Below are 20,004 nucleotides of genomic sequence, written 5' to 3' on the forward strand. Positions count from 1 at the left end.
CTGTCCACCCGCGCGAACCCGCCGAACACCTACGACTCACGAGTCCGCCAGGTGCGTCGCTCATCCCGGCGCTCAAGGACGTGCCGATCCCCGTGAACGCGTCCGATCGCTTGATTGCCTGAAGCGACCGGGTGGGCAGGGTACCCACCCGGTCGCACGGGCCCGCGTCGGAGCGGCTCTTCCTACTGGCCGTGTCGCAACCCGGCCGCTCTATACGGCCCGGCCGTAGGTCTCCAGGAGCCGGAGCCAGATCTCGCTGATCGTGGGGTAGGCCGGGACGGCGTGCCACAGCCGGTCGACCGGCACCTCCGCGGCGATGGCGATCGTCGCGGCGTGCAGCAGCTCGGCGACGTCGGGGCCGACGACGGTGAAGCCGACCAGCACCCTGCGGTCCTCGTCCACGACCATGCCCGCGCGACCGGTGTACCCGTCGGCGTGCAGTCCGGCGCCTGCCACGGCCCCGAGGTCGTACTCCACGGCGCGGACGCGCAGCCCGGCGGCCTCAGCGGAGGCAGCGGTGTGACCGACGGAGGCGATCTCCGGGTCGGTGAAGATCACCTGCGGGACGGCGCGTTCGTCGGCGGTGGCCGCGTGCCGGCCCCAGGGCTCGAGGTCCACGGGCGTGCCGCCCGCGCGGGCCACGAGGGTCTCGCCCAGCGCCCTGGCCTGGTACTTGCCCTGGTGGGTCAGCAGCACGCGATGGTTGACGTCGCCCGCGGCGTAGAGCCAGCCGTCGCCGACGGGCGTGCCGTCGCTGCCGAGCACCCGCAGGGACTCGTCCACGCGCAGCCAGTCCCCGGGGGTCAGCCCCACGTGCTCCAGGCCGATGGCGCTCGTGTTCGGCGTGCGGCCCGTGGCGACCAGCACCTCGTCGGCGTCGAACGTCGTGCCGTCGACCAGGCGGACGTGCACGGTCCCGGCCTCGTCGCGGTGGACGCTCTCGGGCTCGGTGCGCAGGTGGAGCGTCACGCCGTGCGCCTTGAGGGTCTCGGCCACCAGGCCGCTCGCGAACGACTCCACGGTGGGCAGCAGCCCATCGCGCGCGATGATCGTGACCTGTGAGCCGAGGGCCGCGTAGGCGGTGGCCATCTCGGCGCCCACCACGCCGCCGCCGATGATCGCCAGCCGGCCGGGGACCGCCTGGGCGGACGCTGCCTCGCGGCTGGTCCACGGCGCGGCGTCGGCCAGGCCGGGGACGTGCGGGATCCGCGCGCTGCTGCCGGTCGCGACGACCACCGCGTGCCGGGCGGTCAGGACCGTGGTGCTCCCGTCGGCGCCGGTGACCTCGACGGTGCGCGGCGCGCTGATCCGGCCGACGCCGCGCACGAGCTCGATGCCGGCGCCCTCCAGCCAGGCGACCTGGCCGTCGTCGTGCCAGTGGGCGGCGAAAGCGTCGCGGCGGGCGAGGACCGCGGCGGCGTCCAGCTCTCCGGTCACGGCGGCGTTCGCCCCGGGCAGGTTCCGGACCGCGCGGAGCGCGGCGGCGTCGCGCAGCAGGGCCTTGGTGGGCATGCAGGCCCAGTAGGAGCACTCCCCGCCGACCAGCTCGCTCTCCACGACGGCGACCGTGAGGCCGCCCTTGACGGCGCCGTCGGCGACGTTCTCGCCGACCGGACCGGCGCCGATGACGACGACGTCGAAGATGTTCTCGGTCATCGTCAGCTCTCCTTCTTGGCGGCGCGGCCCAGGCGCAGCGCGGAGATCAGAAAGAAGACGCCGCCTAGGGTCGCGTACCCGGCTACCGACGTCAGCATTGCGTTGGGCCCGCCGGCCATCAGGAAGAAGCCCGTGCCGGCGAACACGGAGATGCCGCCGCTGAGGATCATCGCCCATTGGCCACCGAGCTTGTAGCGGCGGATCGCGACGATGAGCTGGACGAGGCCGGCGGTGATGGCCCAGACGCCCCAGACGCGCAGGACGGCGGGGATACCGGAGGTCACGGCGACAGCCAGGCCGATAGCCGTGAGCAGGCTCAGCGCCATGTTGAAGTACAGACCCACGGTGGGCCGCGCGGTCCTCGAGGACCGGAAGTCGACCACAGCGGCGGCGACGTCGAACAGCGGGTACAGGACCAGCAGGCCGATCGTGACCGGGCCCAGTTCCTTGCCCACGGCGAACATCAGCGCCGCCCAGACGATGGCGAAACCGAACCGGACGAAGTACAGCTTCCGCAGCGACGTGGCGGTGGCTACGGCGGACGGATCCGCAACGGTGGACGCGGACATGGGGACGACCTTTCGACGGTGGCCGGCGCGACAACGTCATGCAACGGCCCGAGTGGTTGATACAGATAGAGTAACTAGTCACTCTACTTCGATCGACAGTACACACGCCCACCGACGAGCGCAACCACGACAACCGGGTAGAGTTACTAGTCCGTTCACCTGGGTGTAAACTGCTCCTTTTCCGACGTCCAGAGCAAGAACGGGAGCACGTCAGCGAGATGAGCACCACACCTTCGAGCGCGGCGACGACCAGCGCCGACGGCTCGCGCACTCTGTCCATCCGGGAACGCATCCTCGAGGCAGCGACCGAGCTGTTCTACACGCACGGGATCCGCGCGGTCAGCGCTGACAAGATCATCGACCGCGTCGGGATCACGAAGGTCACGTTCTACCGCCACTTCCGCAGCAAGGACGACCTCGTCGTCGCCTACCTGGAGAGCCAGGCAGCCCGGGAGCGCGGTGCGCTCGACGCCATCCGCGAGTCGACCGACGGAGACGCTGAGGCGTTCCGCTCGTTCGCCGAGCTGATCGGGACCGCGAGCTGCCAGCCGGGCTTCCGCGGCTGTGCGTTCATCAACGCCGCCGCCGAGTACTCCGATCCGGACAGCTCCGTGCGCAAGGTGGTCGCTGACCACCGCGCCTGGTACCGGGAGGCGTTCGCCACGATGCTCGGCCGGATCGGCGTGACCGATACCGCGGACGCAGCCGACGAGGTGCTGATGCTGCGCGACGGCGCCATGGTGGCCGGCTACCTCGGCGAGGCGTCCCGCGTCGGCCGGGCACTGGCCAGCGCCATCTTCGCCGTAGCGAGCGCGCACGGAGCGAAGATCGCCAGGTAGCCCGCGGCCCGCGACAGCCGCCGCAAAGCCCCTCCCCACGCACGTGGGGAGGGGCTTTTCGCTGTCGACACGCCCATCCGCGCACGGTCGGCTTGACGTCCAGCCGTCCGCGCGTAGAGTAGACGTACTAGTTCGTCTACCGCGAACGTTCACAGAAGGAACCATCCATGAGAGTCAAGTCCTCGAAGCGCTGGCCGCTGATCACCGTCGTCGGCGCTGCGGTGAGCGCGGCGCTCGCACTCGGCGCCGGCGCCGCCGTGGCGCAGGCCGACAGCGGCCGGCACCCCGGCCAGCACTCGACCGAGAAGCCCACGGTCGTGCTCGTGCACGGTGCCTGGGCTGACGCGAGCGGCTGGGGCGGCGTGATCAGCAAGCTCCAGCGCGACGGTTACCCGGTGCTCGCCGTCGCCAACCCGCTGCGCGGCCTGGCGTCCGACTCGGCCTACGTCCGCAGTGTCGTCGACTCCATCGACGGCGACGTCGTCCTGGTCGGCCACTCCTACGGCGGCGGAGTCATCACGAACGCTGCCACGGGAGCCGAGAACGTCCAGGCCCTGGTCTACACCGCCGCCTTCGCGCCGGACCAGGGCGAGACGATCGGCCAGTTCAACAACCCGGAGCTGTACCCGGGCAGCGAGCTGACGCCCGAGTCCCTCGTGTTCCGCCCGTTCCCCGGCGGCGTGGACGCCACCATAGACCCCGCCGAGTTCCAGAAGATCTTCGCCGCCGACCTGCCCAAGACGCAGGCCGCCATCCTGGCCGCGACCCAGCGCCCAACGGCCGTGGCGGTCCTCGAGGAGATCTCAGGCGAGCCGGCCTGGAAGACGGTCCCGAGCTGGTACCAGATCTCAGCCCAGGACAAGGCCCTGTCCCCCGTCGCCCAGCGCTTCTTCGCCGAGCGCATGGGAGCACGCACTACCTCGATCGACGCCTCGCACGCCGGGTACATCTCTCACGCCGCCGAGACCGCGAGCCTCATCGAGGCAGCTGCCCGCGCGACCCGCTGACCGCACCACGTTCCGTCAACCGCAGAAGGAAGCAACCATGCCCACCAAGGTCGAGATCATCATCGACAACCTCGACGCTCCCGACGCCTTCGACGCCGCCCTGCCGGACGTGCTCGAGAAGGCTCGCGCCCTCGCCGGACTGCGAAGCCTGGAGTCGAGCCGCGTCTGGCCCAAGGAGGACGGCACGCCGACCTCAGCCTTCCGCACGCTCGCGCTGCTCTTCGACGGCTACGACGAAGCCTCCGCGGCCACGGAATCACCCGAGGGCGGCGCCTTCTTCGGAGCCGTGATCGAGGCGACCGGTGGCAAGATCACCGGCCTCTTCCTCGACGTCGAGACCGCGTAAGAGCGTCGAGGCCCGATGGGTGGCCGGGGCACGAACCGGCCACCCATCGGGGTGGCACCCGGCACGCGCACCGGTCTACCCCGCACAGATAGACGTACTTGTATCTCTACACAGAGCCCCTGGGCTCCGCCAGGAAAGTGGGATCATGCCGATGCTGGAGAACCACCAGCTCAACCACCTCGTCCAGATCTTGCGGCACAGCGTCCGCAGTGGCTCGGTCGTCACCACCGGACCGGACTACGACGCGACCCGGCGCCTCTGGAACGGCGCCGCGAACGCCCGCCCGGGCGTCGTCGTCCGGTGCGCGGACCCGGCTGATGCGCGCGCCGCCGTGCTCGCGGCCCGGGAGACCGGAACACCCTTGTCGGTGCGTGGCGGCGGGCACGACTGGGCCGGCGGGGCGCTGATCGACGGCGGCCTGACCATCGACGTCTCCGGCCTGCGCCAGGTGACGGTAGACGCCACGGCCGGGGTCGCGACGGTCTCTGCCGGGGCCACAGCCGCCGACCTCGCCGCGGCGGCGCTCCCCTCCGGTCTCACCCCGGTGACCGGCACTGCCGGTTCCGTGGGCCTGGCCGGCCTGACACTCGGTGGCGGCTACGGGCCGCTCAGCGGCCGGTTCGGGCTCGCACTGGACAACCTGCTGTCCGCCGAGGTCGTCCTCGCCGACGGCACCGTCGTCATCGCCGACGCCGAGGAGGAGCCCGACCTCTTCTGGGCGCTGCGCGGCGGGGGCGGCAACTTCGGCCTGGTCACCTCGATGCGTGTCCGGCTCCACCGGGTGCCCACCCTGCTGTCCGGCCTGCTGGTCTTCCCGTGGACCCAGGCTGGGACGGTCCTGGCCGGGCTCTCGGACGTCCTGGCCGAGAGCCCCGACGAGCTGACCGTGCAGCACGGCGTCCTGGCTGGGCCGGACGGTGCGCCGGTGGTCTTCATCTCGCCCACCTGGAGCGGGGACGACGCCGCGGCGGGCGAGCGCACGCTGGCACGTGTCGCCGCCCTCGGCACCCCGCTCGTCTCGCAGGTCGGCCCCACCACGCTGCCCGACATGCTTTCCGCCATCGACGCGCAGTTCCCCGTGGGGCGCCACGTCGAGATCCGCACCCGTTCCGTTCCGTCGCTCACCGCGGAGGTCCGCGAAGCGCTGATCCACGCGGGATCGACCCTGACGTCCCCCACCTCGGCCGTGTCCGTGCACAGCCTGCACGGGGCCGCGCAGCGGATGCCCGCAACCCAGACCGCGTTCGGGAACCGCGACCCGCACCTCATGATCGAGGTCATCGCGCTCTGGGAGCCCGGCGACCCCCGCGCGGCGGAGCACCGCGCATGGGCCGCCGACGTGACCCGCACGCTCGAACCCGAGGCCCTGCCCGGCGGCTACCCCAACCTGCTCACGGCCGAGGAGACGGACCAGGTCGCACACGCCTACGGCCCGAACACCGAGCGACTGCTCGCGCTCAAGCGCCGCTACGACCCGGAAAACGTCTTCCGCGCGACCCCACTGCCGGGCCTGTCGGCAGCGGCTGGGAGCGAGGCAGGTCGTTGAGCACCACCCTTGACGACGTCACAGACGGGGCCTGGCCGTACCACCGGCGCGTGCCCTTGACGGGCCTCATCGTCGACCGGCTGCTCATGGCCGACGACGTCGCGGCGGCCAAGTTCCTGACCGGATCGCCGATCGACGACCCTGCCCGCGAGCAGCAGGTCCTCGACCACGTCCGGAGCCGGTCCGGCACCAATGAGGTGGACCCGGAGACGGCGACCGCGTTCGTACGCGACCAGTTCACGGCGAGCAAGCTCGTGCAGCAGGGCCTGTTCGCCCACTGGACCACTCACCCCGAGGAAGCACCGACGGTGCCGCCTGACCTCGACAAGGTCCGCAAGCGGCTCGACCAGCTGACCACCCGCCTGCTCCAGGAACTCCACGACCCGCACCCGCCGCGGGACGAGCCCATCCGGACCTGCTCACATGTGTCCACGGACGGGTCCCTCTTGGAGTCGCTCGACACCCTCCACCGTCACGCGCTCGACGTGGCGACACGTTCCGTCCACCGCACGACCCGAAAGGAGCAACACCCATGACCGATCTGCTCGCAGACCAGAGCGTGCTCATCGCCGGCGGCTCGGCCGGTATCGGCAAGTCCGCCGAGCTCCTTTTCCCGCGAAGGCGGGAATGCCGTCATTACCGCCCGCCGGCGACCTGAGCTCGAACGTGTCGCCGAGGACCTCACCGCCGACGGAGGCAACGTCCTCGCCGTCCAGGCCGACACCACCAACGCCCCACACATGCGCCGAGCCGTCGCGGCCACTTCCGGCGTCGACGGCGGCACCCTGGCCACACTGAATCTGTGCTCAGCCGCTCAGCCACCTCATGAGAACGGGCACCCCACAACGGAGGCCAGCTCTCACAACCACCAACCAGGAGCATCACCATGAGCAGCACCCCGACCGACCGGCGCCTCGGTCTGTCCGCCGACGAGGTCCTCACCACCACACGCGCGGTCCGACGGCGCCTCGATCTCACTCGGCCCGTTCCTCGCGACCTGATCCAGGAGGCGGTCAACGTCGCCACCCAGGCGCCGACCGGCCGGAACCAGCAGCAGTGGGACTTCGTCTTCATCGATGACCCAGCGACCAAGGCGAGGGTTGCCGACATCTGGCGGGCCGGGCTCATGGCCGGCGCGCCAGATGAGCGCAACCCGGCACCGTTGCCCACCCGGATGGACTTCGCCTCAGCAGAGTGGGGCAGGATCCGCGACAGCCTGGGGCACCTCTACGCCCACATGCACGAGGTCCCGGTCCTGATGATCCCGGTGGTCCGGGTCGCGCGGCGCGAGGAGATGGCAACGACCCGCGGTCAAGCACACAACTGGGGATCCGTCCTGCCCGCGACCTGGAGCTTCATGTTGGCCGCGCGGGAACGTGGGCTGGGCACCGCGTGGACCGTGGCACACCTCTCCTTCGAGCGCGAGATGGCAGACGTGCTGGGCCTGCCGTACGAGCAGACCGTCCAGGTCGCGCTGACACCGATCGCTTACACGATCGGAACCGACTTCAAGCCGGCGGCACGGGCCGACGGTGCGGCCTTCAGCCACTGGAACCGCTGGTAAGTCAGGTTCAGCGGGCCCGCGCCCGGTGCCGCTGTACCGCCGACCGGTTCGCGCAACGCACCGAGCAGTAGCGCTGGCGGCCGTTGCGCGTGACGTCCACCACGACGCGATCGCACGAGTCCGCTGCGCAACGCCCGATCCGATGCATGCCACGCGTGACGAGATGCAAGGCCGTGCCGACTGTAACGACCCCGCGGACCACGAACGGCAAGGCGTCACCGGGGTCGCGATAGTGCAGGTGCCACCCCTCGCCGTCGTGGTCCGTCAGGCGCGGGTAGGCGGCGGCGTCCGCCATCTGCGCGTTGAGCAGGGCGGCCCGGCGGGACGGGTCCGGCGCGTCGACGACCTCCAGCCACTCCTCGATCACAGCACGCGTACGCGCGTGGTCGTCTGGTGCCTCGGACCACTGACCAGTCATTCCCGCCTCGCGGATGACAGCGATGATGCCCGGACGATCCGCGGGCCAGTCGTTAGCGAGCGAGGCCGCCATGAGCACGGCGTATTCCCCGTAAGGGTTGAGTTGCATAAGGCCATTACATCATCGTTGGGGCGTGACACGCATCAGCGCCTCCCACGCTTCCCCGCTCCCCTGTCTCGCACTACCCGCCCACGAGCACGGATGGACCGTCGAGTCCTCACACCGCAGCCTCGACGGCACCGTCCTCTATGTCCGGTGCGTCGAGTGCGGGACCCGCCGCATCGACCTCGCCGACACGGACGCGCCGCCCCGCGCCCTGAGCAGAGAGATCTGACGAGCGGCGGTAGTAATAGCCCCTGCGCCGTCGCGTACGCCCCCGAATCTGCTGCCCGCCAGCAGCGTCTTGACGCAACCTGAGCGCAACCGGCGCACGCTCACGCTTCGGTTCACCGTGACAAGTGACGCTGAGCATCTGACAAACGCCTCCCGCGGGCGCCGTCAACTCGCTCGAACAATTCGTTGAACCATTCCACCTTGGAAGCTCGAACTGTTGCTTGAGTAACGCGCGCGCCGGCGAGGTATCGCTTGCCCTGGAAAACGGTCCCGAATCGGATGGCCGGGCCGATCCGGCGCAATCCAACTAGTTGTGGTCCGCCTCCTGAATAAGGGTCCGTTCCGTGCGCTAGTGCTTCGGTGAAGGCGCCGTAGACGGCTCGGCTCGTTCCGCCTTGGCTGCTCTCCTCCCACAAGAGTCCGGCGTTGCGGACCTCGCTTGCGCCGCTGCCTGCGATGTGGAGCCGGGCCGAGGACTGAGGCATCGGAACGTCCTTCAAGTCCCAAGTGCCAGTCTTGGAGTCGAACGTCATGATCGCCAGCTCGAAGACAGCGTCCATTGCCTCTCGCCGACGAGTCGCCATCACGATCCCGAAGTCCCGCTGCTCTTGCTTCGGGTAGTCGGTCCATAGGCGTCGGATGCCGTTTCCAATCTCGCCAAAGGCTGAGCCTTTCGATCGGACAACGCCTGCCGCCAGCTCATCCAAGACTGTCGGCAGTGCGATCGAGGGGAACAGCACGTCTCCCCAATAGCCGAAGATGTGGGCAGATCCTGTGGCGGCGAATGTCTTGCGCCCTTGGTTCCATATGTGCGAGCTGCCCCAAGAGATGCGACTGTCGCTGGCGATGTAGACGGAGGCGACCTTGCGCTGGTCCACCCCAGCCCACGCGACGATTGTGGTCACAACGTTGACCTCCCGCGTATCTCTGGGTGCCGGCGAACCGGCACCCAGAGGAAGACCTGAGTGCTCCCGCGAACGGGAGCAGTGACACCTCGTACCGCCTCGATGTGGCGGTCTCAGGAGTTGCGTCCTCGGAGGAGCCTTGACGCTCGATCCGAGGTGGTCGCCATCAGGCAACGTCATCAGTCTAGGAGATAGAGCCCGCCTTCTGCACCGTGCACGGAAGCCGGTCTTGGTTAGCTGGCCCAAGCCCTAGTGACGATTCGCGCCATCGATCCGCGGGTGGATCTTCGACGGCATTTCACGGAGTTCGATGGCATCCCGCTCTCCAGGGCGGTGGTTGGTTGGCTACCCGGAATCCCAGACCCACGGGCCCCCGCCCGGTCGCGTTTCAAGAGCCTGGGACGGACTCCTTCAAGAAGTCGCGCAGGTCGCGAAGCTCATCGGCCATTCCTGCCCACGCCGCTACCGACCCGCGGAACACCTTGCCTCGTGTAGTTCGCGGGACCTTGCTAAACGTCAGCGCGCAAGCTAAGGCTCCCTCGACCGCAGTTTGGGCGTTCTCAAGCCGATACACGTGAGCAGGGCGGGGTACGCCTGCACGGAGCGCCGGGTGTGAGAGTGGTTCATGGAAGCCCGTGTCTGCATGCACCGCCTGGTTCCGCGCCGCGAATAGTTGCTGTAGCCCCGCGCGCCAAGCCTTGAACTGGTCGGGCGGGATAGTGAAGCACTGCTTTAGCATCTCGGCGACACGCTTGGCAGCGCTCGCCCGACTGCCGATTCCGCTGGCTAGCCCCGCCTTCGCAACCGCCGATAGCGCCATCGCCTCGAAGGCGAACGCCGAAGCCGTGATCGCAACCATGCCAGCGCGTGTCTCGGAAGCGAGCAAATCAGCACGCAACTGGTCGCTATCAGGGCCATCTGCTTGGAGAAGTTTCGTCCGAAACTTGCGCGCGGCGGCCTCATGCTCGATTGCGACGCGGAGCCACATCGGCCAGATCTCCCAAGAGAGCATGACGCGCGGTGCCGGGGAAGGGCTGCCGTCGAGGTGCAGCACGATGTCGCTGAGTTGTAGTTGTGAACCCTCGATGACCAGCACGCCCTTGGGGCCGACGGGGGGCGGCTGTACGGGCTCAGCACCTGCAGGAGTTCTCACGCGCCGAACCTAGTGGCGCCATGCAACCCGCGCTCGACGACATCACCAAGCGCTCCGCGGTTGGGCGCTTGCGTCGGCCACGGCGCGGACGAGGGGCGAGCAGCAACGGGCTAGAGCCCAACGACGGAACATCTCACCCGCAGTCCCCGTCCGAGAGGATGTTTGCGGTGGCACGATGATCCGCATGACAGTCGAACCGACAGTCGCTGTGACGACGCTCGAACGCGCGCTGCGGCAACTCATGCGTCGAGAGTTCGAGCAAAGGTATGGTCCGGCCTGGCTCGATCACGTGACGACGCCAGAGCAGCGCGAGAAGTGGAAAGGGCGGTACGACCAGGAGGTCGCTCGGCGTCCCGGGGTCGTCGCGGTACCGTCGGTGGGCCTCGAGTACAGCGAGCTGTACGAGCTCATCCAGATTGCCGAGCGGCATTGGGAGCCCCTGTCCGGGGCGCTCGGCAAGAAGGCGAAGGTCGTGACCCTGCTGGAACATTTCGAGCGAGTACGCAACTCCGCGAGTCACAGTCGCGAGCTCATGCCGTTCGAGCGGGACCTGATGTCTGGGATCTCCGGGGAGATACGAAACAAGGTGACGCTTCACATGACAAGCACCGCTCCGGACGGAGATCCGTACCCACGCATCGAGTCCGTCGTCGACAGTTTCGGCGACTCGATCGATATCGTCCCTCAGCTCTCCGAGATCGCCGGGAAGTCATGGCGCTACGTGATCGTTCAGCCGGGCGACTCCGTCACGTTCACGTGCGTAGGCGTTGACGCCCAAGGGCGGGACCTCGAGTGGGAGCTTCGGTCGACGAAGTCGGGCGGGTCCGACCAAGCGGTATCGCGAAGCGGCGAGCCCGTCGAGCTAACGTGGCGTGTGCAGGAGGCCGACATCGTGGAATCGAATGCCATCAACATCCAGATGTCCGTGAAGGGCGCGACCTACCATCGTGCCAACGGGTTCGATCACCGTGTCTTCTTCATGTATCGAGTTCGCCCGCTCTCAGAGCCTTAGCCCGGAAGCTCGTTCTGGGATGCGCTTCGAGCTTCCGCTGGACTGGCGGGACGTAACGGCGAGCGGATTCTATTAGGATCCCGGTCCTCGGCGGGGTCGTCACGCTTGACGGACTGGTCCGCGCCACGTCCGTGCTGCTCGCGGTGGCGATGTCCCCGGCGCCCCGGTTGTTATCAGACTGCTGCGCGGACGGCAGCACGGCAACCCGTCGTGGCGTCACTGTTCCTCGCAGTGGTGCTGATGTTCTGCGCTGCACTGCTCGTGATCCCTGCGGTCATCGGTGTCGCCGCAGTGCTTGCTCAACAGCGACGCCGTTGCGTTGAGCCCGCCTCACCCATGTTCGACCGGACTCACGCGGCAGTCCACCGATGGCAATAGACAACCGGTGCCAGCCGGGTGCTCTGCATCTTGGAACGCACTTACCAGGTCGTCGACGGCCCCTCGCGAGGGCAACGCGCAGAGAGTCCTGACCAAGGGTTTCATGTGACAGTACTGACCCTCCAGCCCTCGATGCGGTCCCGCTGATACTGGGAGCGACGTGGAGCGCACGGTTGCCGGCACCCACACGATGCCGCTCACGCCAAGACAGAGCAGGTAACCCGCGGCGTAACTTACGTCGGTTGCCGTACTAGGCCGCGAAAGGCCGCTCCCCCAAAGAGGAAGCGGCCCTTCGTGGCAGTAACCCGGAAAACTTTCGGCACGGTTGTGCCTACTGCCTGGCCCTACTGTAAACGGTCTGCTCACGCCCTCTACTGCATACCCGTCTAACCTGGGTAGGTCCATGCAAGACGGGCGCCACCTGGCTTCTGACCAGCCGGCTGCAACGGGCATGTCCCGCCGTTGAAGCGAAATTCACCCGAACCTTCAGGACCAGCGATACCAGGCTTCCCAATCGCGCGCGGCCTGCGAGCATGCGGGATCGTCGCCGTTTCGAATCGTCACCAGGGCTTGGCGAAGAAACGGTTGAGCCTCCCCATGGGCTTGATCGATGAACTCGTCAACCGCGTCGCCGATCCAGTCCCTGTGGCTGTCATCGGTCTTTCCGGCGGCCAAAACGAGCAGCCGGAACGCCTCCACCGTCCGCTGCTTGAGCAAGGCTGCAGCCGTCCGGAAGGTCACTGCAGTGTCCTCAGGATCGAGCAAGAGCTCAAGCAGGCGCATGTCAACATCGGAGCCAGCTTTCTGAGCCAGCACCTCACCCGCCGCCGCGCGTTCCTCCCAGGGCCCCACCGCCACCACCCAATTCTGCCCGCGATCCGAGCTACTCGTCTTGAGAATCCTGCGTGACACTTGGGGCCGGTTCAGACGCAGAGATCGCCGGCAGAGGGCAGCCGGCACGGCGAGCGGCTCACGTGAGACTCCTCACCGATACGCACGATGACCCTCCCGGAGCGCAGGCAGAGCGCTGCCGTCGCTCATGTTCTGGCCCCCGAACCCACCCGGTGCGAAGCGCAGAGCATCCCGGTGGCGAACAGCACGAACCGCGGCAGATCCACGATGAGTGGCCAGCGCGGCAGACCTGTTCGCGCTCTCTCGGCAGACGGCGCTATTTAGTGAACCTGCCGTCGCCAATCACGATGTCGGGCCTGTTATTCATCGCATCTGAGTCCTGCTCCAGGACCGACATGGTAATCGTGATGTAACTAGCGCCAGCCAAACCCAACTTCACCTCTTGAACCTCACCGTATCGAATCGTGACGCTATCGATGATGGATCCGTCCGAGTGCGTAATTTCGACTGTTGCTGTGTACGCGGGCGCCGTGTCCTCACTCAACATCACGTCTGCTTGAAATGTAGTCAGCCCGGAGGGAACCTTGAAGTCTAAAGATTTTGTATCCGAGTTGAAATAGCTGGGCGTAAAAACGATACTCCTGCTGTACACCTTGTCATCCATCTGAACGACTTCTTCGTCAGCATAATTTCCGTAGCTTCCACCAATGGGCTCGATGTCCGTCAGATAACGGACACTGACCTCGGTGGGGATCTTGCTCGGCGACTCGCCGAGCCCGCTAGGCTCGGGCGAGAAGGTCGGATCTGCATCGCCCCCGAGCGAATTAGTTGGTGTGGGTGAGGGCGGTTGAGAAGTCTCGTCTTGACCCTGCACTGCCCTGGTGGACGACGGGGCACCCTCCTCAGGCGATCCACTTTGAGACCAAATATCTGGCAGAATTCCAATCGCCGCAGCCAGAAGCGCGGCAAGCACGACAGCACCTGCGCCGATCCAGGCACCCTTCGCTCCGATGCCCTTTTCTGCGCCTCTTTCTACGTCTCTTTCCACATCGCTCCTCGGGGTCAAAGAACCCTATAGGGCTGGTCTGGGCAGTTCGCCTGCGGCGGATAGTCGCTGCAGGAGCTCAACTCGCGTGGCCCCGCAAGCTGGACAGCACGGATATCTGGGGGTTGACCGTACAGCCAGTGACCGATGGGTGGTCCGACATCGCTGGGTGAAGTCGATCGCGGCCCGGTGCGCCGGTGGGTGCACGCCGGCACCCCCCGCCGATGACGGATCCGATAAGAACCGCGGACAAGTCACAGTGGCAGAGGACGATCGCCGGGTAATCGTCGTGACCGTACGAGTCCCGCGTCGTAGGCGAAGATGGTGGCCGCCTCCCGGTCGCGGCCGCCGAGCTTGCTGAAGAGCGCGCCGACATGTGTCTTGATCGTGGTCTCGGTGACGTAGAGCTTGTCGGCGATCTCGCGGTTGGAGGCGCTGCGCGCCATCAACCGCAGGACGTCGACCTCGCGGCCGGTGAGCGCGCCGAGCGGGCCGCCGCAGCGGGCCGCAGAGCTGGTGGGAACACAAAGGAACTCAAGGCTGACTCCCTCTCAGAGGTGGACCCCGAACACCTCCAGGAACTGCCTCTCTCCGCGCTCGGCTGACGGAGGTCCCTGGCCGGGGGGTGTCAAGCCAGCAGTCCCGATAGCGCGATGGCACACAGACGTCAGCGTGTCCCCTGCTCTGCCGAAGCATGGGGGCCATGGTGCAGGGCGGACACCTCTGGGATGACAAAGCCCGACCGCGCCGAGCACGAGACGGCCACGACGACCGTCCTGGCGCTGCCCAGAGAGGTGGAGCTGTCATGGTCAAAGAACGTCAGGACGATCCGCTGTCCGCAATGCTGCAGGAGTCCACCGACCTCGTCGGCACCACGCTGGAACAGATCGAGTGGGCCGAGAGCGAGATCGACGCTGCCATCATCCGGCACCCGGACCAAGGTGATCTCTTGTATCACGGGTTCGGACTCCTCAGGCCTACGCATCGGTTAATGGCTACGGAGTTCGTGAGCCGCTCGCACTACCGCGAGCTCCTAGACAGGCTGGCGACCGGCATGGACACCCGCCCGGGTACGGCGGCCGAGGTGTGTTGTGCGTGCCGCGACGCCAGCCTGGCCGCTCCCTTGAGCTCGACTGCTGCCGGCCTCTACTTCCGGATGTGGGAGTCCGCGTTTCCCGACATGCCGCCGGTCACCGATCGCGCCCAGCACCACGAAGCGCTCGACGGCTACTCAATCGATGCGCTAGAGGCCACGAGCCGGCGCACCCTGGCGTGCGAGGACCGCATAGTCGGTGACGTCTCCTGCACCGGCATGCACCACGGGACAGCAGTGCCCTGCACCTACGCCGCCGCCAAGCCCGCGAGCCTCACAAAGCGGCGTGCACCGGCAAGCCAACCTGCGGCCGCCCTGGTTCCGAACGCTGCGTCCACGTTGGTCGAGCGACCCGAGGCTCCGAGCATGGAAGGCCCGAACCTGTGAACTAGTCCGCCCGGAGAGCGGCACCGGTGTGACTGCCGACTCTGGTCAACCTCCGTCATGCGCTCTGCCCCCGATCACGTCGCGATCACGAGCTGTCTGAGGACGCGTGACTCGATGACCGCTTTCAAGGGCAGTCGGTACGGCTCAACCCGTCGGCACCGTGCACCAGGTCCCCGAGTGCGCGGAGGATCATGGCCTTCTCACAGGGCGTTATGTCCCAGAAGAGAATGAACACGATCCCCCCGACGATGACCACGAGAGCGATCAGTGCCAGGGCGACCGGCCAGTTAAAGGCGAGCATGAAGCCGACGAACCGGGACGGCAAAGACAGCATGAGCTACTTCTCCTCTGACCTTTGGCGAAGCTCCCCCCGACAGCTTCACCAGGTCGAGGTTCGACATGGTTGTCCGATCTTCTAGCGGCTGACCGAAGTCGAGTCAGCAAGGGTTTGTCGATGCCGGGCGGGGGGCCCGAACTGTTCGACTACCCTTGCCGACGCCGCCACCGTTCCGAAGAACGGGTCACACGCCTGCACTAGCAGTACTACACCGTCTGGTGGGACGGGAATGCGGGGGCTATTGGCACGGCCGCGCGTGCCTGCTGCGGCGTTGTCGCAGCGTCCAAGAATCACCGCTTGGTGACTCACCGCTTGGTCGGCGTCCAAGCTTCACCGCTTGGTCGGTGCCTACCTCTAGTCGCGGGGTCTTCCACGCGACACTCCGCTTGGAGTTGAGGCTAGCTGGCGGCCGCTTGACCGCGCGATCAGTCTGACACTGCTCCTGGGTCAGCTGCAACCTATTGCTAGAAGCTGGTCACAGAGGCAGGTCATCACAACGCTCCGCGACAGCGCAATGAATCGCTTCATTGGCTACCCCTCGGCGGGCGCGCTCTGCGGTATCACTGCCACCACATGTGCAACATCCACCGCCGTTAGGCCGGAGAAGTCACGGCCGGCGTGGATCGGGACAGGTTCGAGAAGAGTCGTCATGCCCGAACTGCTACAGGGGCGGCCACTGCGCCCGCACGCTACTTACGGAAGCTAGCGCGTGCGGATGCCGAGGACGTTCCCAAGCGTGACGGCCACGTCGAAGTCTCGATCCCATGTGAGTGCGACAAGGTCATCGAATTCGGCCTCAGGGCGGAGCAGATCGAGGACGTCAGCTTTGAGCTGTGGGTCCGGTTCCGCGAGGCCGAGAACTTCGTCGTGGAAGGAACGGTACGTGTCGCGCGACCGGAACATGATCGAGTAGTTCTCGTCGTCGAGTTCCCCGACGGAGACGTCCCACCTCGCCTCAAGCGCCTTGAGCGCGTCGGCGACGTCGGCGGCATAGAACGGCTGGGTCAATAGTTCCGCTCCCGTCACTTCGCGCGCCGAGTCCAACGGAAGTGTCGCGTCCCAGAGCACCGATAGGTGGTGCTCGAACCCAATCCCCTCGCGAACCGTCCTGTCGAGCTCCAGGTAGTCGGTGTCAAGACAATCACGCACCCAGCGGGCATCCAGAGAATCGGGGCGTCGACTAGATTCGCCCGCAGCGAGTCCTCGCTCTTGCCGTAGACGGATGCGCGGATGGTCGCCAAAAACTCTTCGCAGTGGCAGTCCTTACAGAACCGGAACAAGTGAGCGGACTGCCGCGGCAGGCGCCCCAAGAGCGAATCCTGCGGGAGAGGAAAGTCGGCCAGGATCGCCTCCAGCCCATCTTGGAGCCTCGGCTTAGCGGCTGAAAACATCAGCGCGTCGTCATGCTCGTCCCATCGCACGGCACCCTCGTAGCCGAACTTCGCCTTGCACCGGGCATACACGACGGCTTGAGCACACGTATTGAACAGTTCCGTGCCCACCTGGTACGCAACCTCGCAGTAATAGTTGAGGTTGTGTCGGCGGAATTCCTCGTCAGAGACCCGCTCGAAGATGTGCTTCGCCGACAGCACGTCCCTCGCGGAGCGGCCGAGGATCCGCTCGACCTCGGCGGACGAGACGTCAGCGGGCGCTTCATTCGGGCGCAACTCCTCCGCGCGCTCCTCGATCGTCGACTCGAGTCACTGAAGTGTCATTCGAAGCATGCCACGCACGGTGTCGATGGGAAGCCGCTGCGCCTCGTTCTGGAGCATCATTAGTTCAACGATCAGATCGAGGTCGGCCAGGAAGGGGTATCGGTTGCGCACGGGCTCGTCTCCCCCGGGCGTTCTGCTTTGTGAACATCTCGGTGATGACAAGGCCGAGCGCAAAGACGTCCGCCGACTTGCCGATCATTTGGGCGTTGCTCCTCACCATCTGCTCGGGGGCGAGGTAGTTCCGATCACCAGGAGGTCGCCCGGCTCCGTGAGCGCAGAGTCCTTGAAGTGCGCGATGCCGAAGTCGGCCAAGACGAACCGGCGCGCATCACGGTCGACCGTTTCACACTTAGGCTCGGATAGATCGAGAGCATCCTGCGCACGCATGCCCCCGGCCAGCGCCGTGGAACCACCAGGCGCGGCTCACGAATGACTGGTTGCCTCGGGCTCGACGATTCCAAGTGGCTCCACAGCAAGGGGCTCGTTCGGATCGCGACGCGCATCGTTGGCGAGGACGATTCGGAACGCGGTGTCGTCCACCCCACCAATCCGTACCCGCATCCCAGCGGCAGTTTGGTCTCGAAGAGCTGCGGCCACGGCCTGAGGCTCGATGACATGTGCCCGGGGGTGGAAAACCTGGGCCCTGACCGGCAAGCGTTGCCCCTGAACTATGAAGTGCACGTCAGTCTCGACGACGACCATCATTGCCTCGCGTTGAATGGTCCCTTCCAGGGACTCGCTCGTGGTCCCGTTCAGCGTCACGGTGAGCTCGCGGAAGTTGCGCTCCTCCACAACCTTGCCGTCCACCACGAGCCTGCACTTGCGGATTTCCTCCCGTTGCGCCCACGTAAGCTCCTCCGGCAACCGCAGAGGCACGCTGAAGTGGCGACTAAGCACGTGCAGGTCATCCACAAGTTGCCTGGTGTAGGCATCGGGCGAGAGTTCCACTAGTGGGGAATCCGGCCGGCCAAAGGTGAAGAGACGCTTGTCGCCTGCCCAGATCTCGAGCATTACGTCAGTGTCACTCTCTAGCCGGTCCATAAACGAGATCGAGGCAGCCACCTCGTGAATCCGTCGACCTTCGTGGTTCGTGGCGACGGACGCGGTGACTCGTTCGCCGTTGCGTGGCATCTTGAAATCGAACTCGATGCCGCAGTCCAGCATCACCTCGAGCCGGCCTCCAACTCGGCCGCGGCTCATACGCGAATGACCCTCCAGACTTTGGAGGGTCGCGCCACTCGGAGCGATCAGCCGGACCTCGATCGGCACCTCTTTCGAGATCGCGATCGGACCGAAGACGACGCTGACCTCTTTGAGGTTCCGAGCGAACCAGTCCGGCCCCACCAGCTCAATAGATGCGAGAGCATCAGCATTGATCGTGATCCCAGGGCCGCCATACGCGTGCAACTCGTCCAGCTGTGTCTTGGCTAGGTCACCAGCAGGACCTGATCGAAACTCCGGCTTGAGGCTCAAAGGCTCGTTACTGAAGGCGTCTGGGCGCTTAGGTACGAACTCCTGCTGGATCGAACCATCGGCACCGATGGTCACGTTGACGCCCCAGAACGCGCTCCGCGCATCGATCCGCTCACCGAGGCTAACTGCCGCCCGATCCAGGTCGATGGGTGTCGCCAGCGCCAAGTGCTCGTTACCGCTCAGGCGAAGCGCCTCAGTGAGTGGGCCAGTAGTCACGTGCCGATGGATGTCAGGGTTCTCGGCCATCAGGAGATCAAGCTTGTCGCGTCCAAGAATCGCGATCTCAACGCGGCGACCTCCAGCAAGTTTGTGCACATAAGATCGCTCTTTGGGCGTGGGTCTTCCTGGGAAAACCAGAACCCATCGCCTTGGTTTATGCTTCATCGCGGCGTTGAAAGACTTGGTGATTTGACGTCGACGCGTCTCTCTAAACCCTCCCGAGAAGCCTTCTGGAAAATACTTCAACTGGTAGATCGTGTCGATCGTCCCGTCGTGCGAGGTGACGTCAACGTCGATTCCCTCGTCGCCGCCCCGACCGTCGACCGCCTGGACCTCACCAGGCTCGGCTTGGTGCCTGCGCTGAAGCAAGAGTTCTACGACGCGGTCGAATGACTCGCGCCCGCATGTGGCCCACTGGTACAGGGAGTCATCGCCCATGCGATCACGGTAGCGCTTAGCCGCGAGAGGCTGGGGGTCTCCGTCCGATTGGTGTGGTCGGACATGAATCCCGAAGTTGATGCCGTGACTTGCGAGGAAGGGCCGGAGCATGCTTCCTCGAGCTGGTCGCCGAGGGGATGTCACACCCTTGAGGTTCGCGGTGCTGACCGTGCGGATCACATGGTGCGCCAGCAGCCAGGACTCACCGCCACGCTCGACAAGCGAGGCGGGCCGTACATGACCAGACTGTCGAACATGTGCGGTCGATACGCCAACGCACGACGAGATCAAGAGATCGCCAACCGGTTCCATATCGCCGAACTGATCGCTGAAGAACTTGACCCGTCGTGGAATGCCACGCAGACGAACCATGTGCGCCGTACTGGAGCGCGACGAGGGCGGTCACGCGACGCGGCGCCTACCCCACGCTGTGCTGGGGGCTCGTCGCATCCTGGGCCAAGGACGTGAAGGTCGAGTCCCGCATGATCACCGCCCGGGTCGGGGCGATCACGGAAAGCTGGCCCTCCGCAAGGCTGCCTCCCGGCCGGCGCTTGCGCGATTGACGACACCACCTTCACTTCGGTGACGTGCGATCTTCGCAAGTAGGGTGGCCTACCGCGCAGGAAGGCCCTGGCTCAATCCCCACACGTCCAGCAGGCCATGTATCCGCGCAAAGGGCTGGGCGGGCGCCACGACGGGCCGAGCGCATCGAATACCCG

Annotated in this window: 20 protein-coding genes and 1 pseudogene; 10 read left to right on the forward strand and 11 right to left on the reverse strand. The window is 66.3% G+C overall.

Annotated elements, in window-relative coordinates; translation table 11 throughout:
• Positions 1-210: 210 nt before the first annotated feature.
• Both AB0I32_RS00485 and AB0I32_RS00490 read right to left on the reverse strand, forming a co-directional pair.
• Positions 211-1,656: an NAD(P)/FAD-dependent oxidoreductase gene (locus tag AB0I32_RS00485; protein ID WP_357501730.1), complete on the reverse strand. Its 1,446-nt coding sequence runs from the start codon at positions 1,654-1,656 to the stop codon at positions 211-213.
• Positions 1,657-1,658: 2 nt separating this feature from the next.
• Positions 1,659-2,225: a hypothetical protein gene (locus AB0I32_RS00490; RefSeq protein ID WP_357501732.1), complete on the reverse strand. Its 567-nt coding sequence runs from the start codon at positions 2,223-2,225 to the stop codon at positions 1,659-1,661.
• A 218-nt stretch (positions 2,226-2,443) separates the two neighbouring features.
• Here AB0I32_RS00490 and AB0I32_RS00495 point away from each other — a divergent pair, with 218 nt between their 5' ends.
• The 7 genes from AB0I32_RS00495 to AB0I32_RS00525 all read left to right on the forward strand — a co-directional run bounded on the left by AB0I32_RS00495 (position 2,444) and on the right by AB0I32_RS00525 (position 7,527).
• The gene (locus AB0I32_RS00495; RefSeq protein WP_357501733.1) at positions 2,444-3,064 is read left to right on the forward strand and encodes a TetR/AcrR family transcriptional regulator; all 621 of its coding nucleotides are present in this window, start codon (positions 2,444-2,446) and stop codon (positions 3,062-3,064) included.
• A 167-nt stretch (positions 3,065-3,231) separates the two neighbouring features.
• On the forward strand, positions 3,232-4,071 hold the full coding sequence (locus AB0I32_RS00500; protein WP_357501734.1) for an alpha/beta hydrolase: 840 nt from the start codon (positions 3,232-3,234) through the stop codon (positions 4,069-4,071).
• A gap of 37 nt (positions 4,072-4,108) precedes the next feature.
• Positions 4,109-4,417 (forward strand): EthD family reductase, encoded by a 309-nt coding sequence (locus AB0I32_RS00505; RefSeq protein WP_357501735.1) that lies wholly within the window; start codon positions 4,109-4,111, stop codon positions 4,415-4,417.
• Positions 4,418-4,562: 145 nt separating this feature from the next.
• Positions 4,563-5,963 carry an FAD-binding oxidoreductase gene (locus AB0I32_RS00510; RefSeq protein WP_357501736.1) on the forward strand — a complete coding sequence of 467 codons (1,401 nt, stop codon included), beginning with the start codon at positions 4,563-4,565 and terminating at the stop codon, positions 5,961-5,963.
• Positions 5,960-6,499, forward strand: a complete 540-nt coding sequence (aroQ, locus tag AB0I32_RS00515; RefSeq protein WP_357501737.1) for a gamma subclass chorismate mutase AroQ — start codon at positions 5,960-5,962, stop codon at positions 6,497-6,499. The genes AB0I32_RS00510 and aroQ overlap by 4 nt, the downstream gene beginning before the upstream one ends.
• The gene (locus tag AB0I32_RS00520; RefSeq protein ID WP_357501738.1) at positions 6,496-6,621 is read left to right on the forward strand and encodes a hypothetical protein; all 126 of its coding nucleotides are present in this window, start codon (positions 6,496-6,498) and stop codon (positions 6,619-6,621) included. The genes aroQ and AB0I32_RS00520 overlap by 4 nt, the downstream gene beginning before the upstream one ends.
• A gap of 228 nt (positions 6,622-6,849) precedes the next feature.
• Positions 6,850-7,527 carry a nitroreductase family protein gene (locus tag AB0I32_RS00525; RefSeq protein ID WP_357501740.1) on the forward strand — a complete coding sequence of 226 codons (678 nt, stop codon included), beginning with the start codon at positions 6,850-6,852 and terminating at the stop codon, positions 7,525-7,527.
• A gap of 7 nt (positions 7,528-7,534) precedes the next feature.
• Here the strand turns inward: AB0I32_RS00525 and AB0I32_RS00530 are convergent, their stop codons facing one another.
• Positions 7,535-8,053 (reverse strand): CGNR zinc finger domain-containing protein, encoded by a 519-nt coding sequence (locus AB0I32_RS00530; RefSeq protein ID WP_357501742.1) that lies wholly within the window; start codon positions 8,051-8,053, stop codon positions 7,535-7,537.
• 25 nt (positions 8,054-8,078) lie between these two features.
• Here AB0I32_RS00530 and AB0I32_RS00535 point away from each other — a divergent pair, with 25 nt between their 5' ends.
• Positions 8,079-8,279 (forward strand): hypothetical protein, encoded by a 201-nt coding sequence (locus AB0I32_RS00535; protein ID WP_357501744.1) that lies wholly within the window; start codon positions 8,079-8,081, stop codon positions 8,277-8,279.
• Positions 8,280-8,391: 112 nt separating this feature from the next.
• Here AB0I32_RS00535 and AB0I32_RS00540 read toward each other — a convergent pair whose 3' ends face one another.
• Together AB0I32_RS00540 and AB0I32_RS00545 are read right to left on the reverse strand one after the other, a co-directional pair.
• Positions 8,392-9,183 carry a hypothetical protein gene (locus tag AB0I32_RS00540; protein ID WP_357501746.1) on the reverse strand — a complete coding sequence of 264 codons (792 nt, stop codon included), beginning with the start codon at positions 9,181-9,183 and terminating at the stop codon, positions 8,392-8,394.
• Between the two features lie 388 nt (positions 9,184-9,571).
• Positions 9,572-10,336 carry a hypothetical protein gene (locus tag AB0I32_RS00545; protein WP_357501748.1) on the reverse strand — a complete coding sequence of 255 codons (765 nt, stop codon included), beginning with the start codon at positions 10,334-10,336 and terminating at the stop codon, positions 9,572-9,574.
• 184 nt (positions 10,337-10,520) lie between these two features.
• On the opposite strand from AB0I32_RS00545, the gene AB0I32_RS00550 reads away from it, so the two are divergent.
• A complete protein-coding gene (locus AB0I32_RS00550; RefSeq protein ID WP_357501750.1) occupies positions 10,521-11,348 on the forward strand; it encodes a hypothetical protein in 828 nt (275 codons plus the stop codon).
• Positions 11,349-12,212: 864 nt separating this feature from the next.
• Here the strand turns inward: AB0I32_RS00550 and AB0I32_RS00555 are convergent.
• The 3 genes and pseudogenes from AB0I32_RS00555 to AB0I32_RS00565 form a co-directional block, all read right to left on the reverse strand.
• Complete coding sequence (locus tag AB0I32_RS00555) at positions 12,213-12,584, reverse strand: hypothetical protein (RefSeq protein WP_357501752.1); 372 nt, start codon at positions 12,582-12,584, stop codon at positions 12,213-12,215.
• Positions 12,585-12,894: 310 nt separating this feature from the next.
• Positions 12,895-13,626 carry a hypothetical protein gene (locus AB0I32_RS00560; RefSeq protein ID WP_357501754.1) on the reverse strand — a complete coding sequence of 244 codons (732 nt, stop codon included), beginning with the start codon at positions 13,624-13,626 and terminating at the stop codon, positions 12,895-12,897.
• Positions 13,627-13,877: 251 nt separating this feature from the next.
• Positions 13,878-14,090, reverse strand: a pseudogene (locus AB0I32_RS00565) (LuxR C-terminal-related transcriptional regulator); the annotation flags it as partial.
• A 338-nt stretch (positions 14,091-14,428) separates the two neighbouring features.
• Here AB0I32_RS00565 and AB0I32_RS00570 point away from each other — a divergent pair.
• Positions 14,429-15,103: a hypothetical protein gene (locus tag AB0I32_RS00570; protein WP_357501756.1), complete on the forward strand. Its 675-nt coding sequence runs from the start codon at positions 14,429-14,431 to the stop codon at positions 15,101-15,103.
• Between the two features lie 124 nt (positions 15,104-15,227).
• On the opposite strand, the gene AB0I32_RS00575 is transcribed toward AB0I32_RS00570, so the two are convergent.
• The 3 genes from AB0I32_RS00575 to AB0I32_RS00585 all read right to left on the reverse strand — a co-directional run bounded on the left by AB0I32_RS00575 (position 15,228) and on the right by AB0I32_RS00585 (position 19,285).
• Complete coding sequence (locus tag AB0I32_RS00575) at positions 15,228-15,437, reverse strand: hypothetical protein (protein WP_357501758.1); 210 nt, start codon at positions 15,435-15,437, stop codon at positions 15,228-15,230.
• 705 nt (positions 15,438-16,142) lie between these two features.
• On the reverse strand, positions 16,143-16,589 hold the full coding sequence (locus AB0I32_RS00580; protein ID WP_357501760.1) for a hypothetical protein: 447 nt from the start codon (positions 16,587-16,589) through the stop codon (positions 16,143-16,145).
• Between the two features lie 989 nt (positions 16,590-17,578).
• A complete protein-coding gene (locus tag AB0I32_RS00585; protein WP_357501762.1) occupies positions 17,579-19,285 on the reverse strand; it encodes a hypothetical protein in 1,707 nt (568 codons plus the stop codon).
• Positions 19,286-20,004 lie beyond the last annotated feature (719 nt).

This window comes from Promicromonospora sp. NPDC050249 (assembly GCF_040656015.1).
In the GTDB taxonomy this organism is placed as follows: Bacteria; Actinomycetota; Actinomycetes; order Actinomycetales; family Cellulomonadaceae; genus Promicromonospora.

Bases quoted from the DNA above. Each gene is read 5' to 3' on its own strand.
- AB0I32_RS00485 (WP_357501730.1), bottom strand. From the start codon at position 1,656: ATGACCGAGAACATCTTCGACGTCGTCGTCATCGGCGCCGGTCCGGTC.
- AB0I32_RS00490 (WP_357501732.1), bottom strand. From the start codon at position 2,225: ATGTCCGCGTCCACCGTTGCGGATCCGTCCGCCGTAGCCACCGCCACG.
- AB0I32_RS00495 (WP_357501733.1), top strand. From the start codon at position 2,444: ATGAGCACCACACCTTCGAGCGCGGCGACGACCAGCGCCGACGGCTCG.
- AB0I32_RS00500 (WP_357501734.1), top strand. From the start codon at position 3,232: ATGAGAGTCAAGTCCTCGAAGCGCTGGCCGCTGATCACCGTCGTCGGC.
- AB0I32_RS00505 (WP_357501735.1), top strand. From the start codon at position 4,109: ATGCCCACCAAGGTCGAGATCATCATCGACAACCTCGACGCTCCCGAC.
- AB0I32_RS00510 (WP_357501736.1), top strand. From the start codon at position 4,563: ATGCCGATGCTGGAGAACCACCAGCTCAACCACCTCGTCCAGATCTTG.
- AB0I32_RS00520 (WP_357501738.1), top strand. From the start codon at position 6,496: ATGACCGATCTGCTCGCAGACCAGAGCGTGCTCATCGCCGGCGGCTCG.
- AB0I32_RS00525 (WP_357501740.1), top strand. From the start codon at position 6,850: ATGAGCAGCACCCCGACCGACCGGCGCCTCGGTCTGTCCGCCGACGAG.
- AB0I32_RS00530 (WP_357501742.1), bottom strand. From the start codon at position 8,053: ATGCAACTCAACCCTTACGGGGAATACGCCGTGCTCATGGCGGCCTCG.
- AB0I32_RS00550 (WP_357501750.1), top strand. From the start codon at position 10,521: ATGACAGTCGAACCGACAGTCGCTGTGACGACGCTCGAACGCGCGCTG.
- AB0I32_RS00570 (WP_357501756.1), top strand. From the start codon at position 14,429: ATGGTCAAAGAACGTCAGGACGATCCGCTGTCCGCAATGCTGCAGGAG.
- AB0I32_RS00575 (WP_357501758.1), bottom strand. From the start codon at position 15,437: ATGCTGTCTTTGCCGTCCCGGTTCGTCGGCTTCATGCTCGCCTTTAAC.
- AB0I32_RS00585 (WP_357501762.1), bottom strand. From the start codon at position 19,285: ATGGGCGATGACTCCCTGTACCAGTGGGCCACATGCGGGCGCGAGTCA.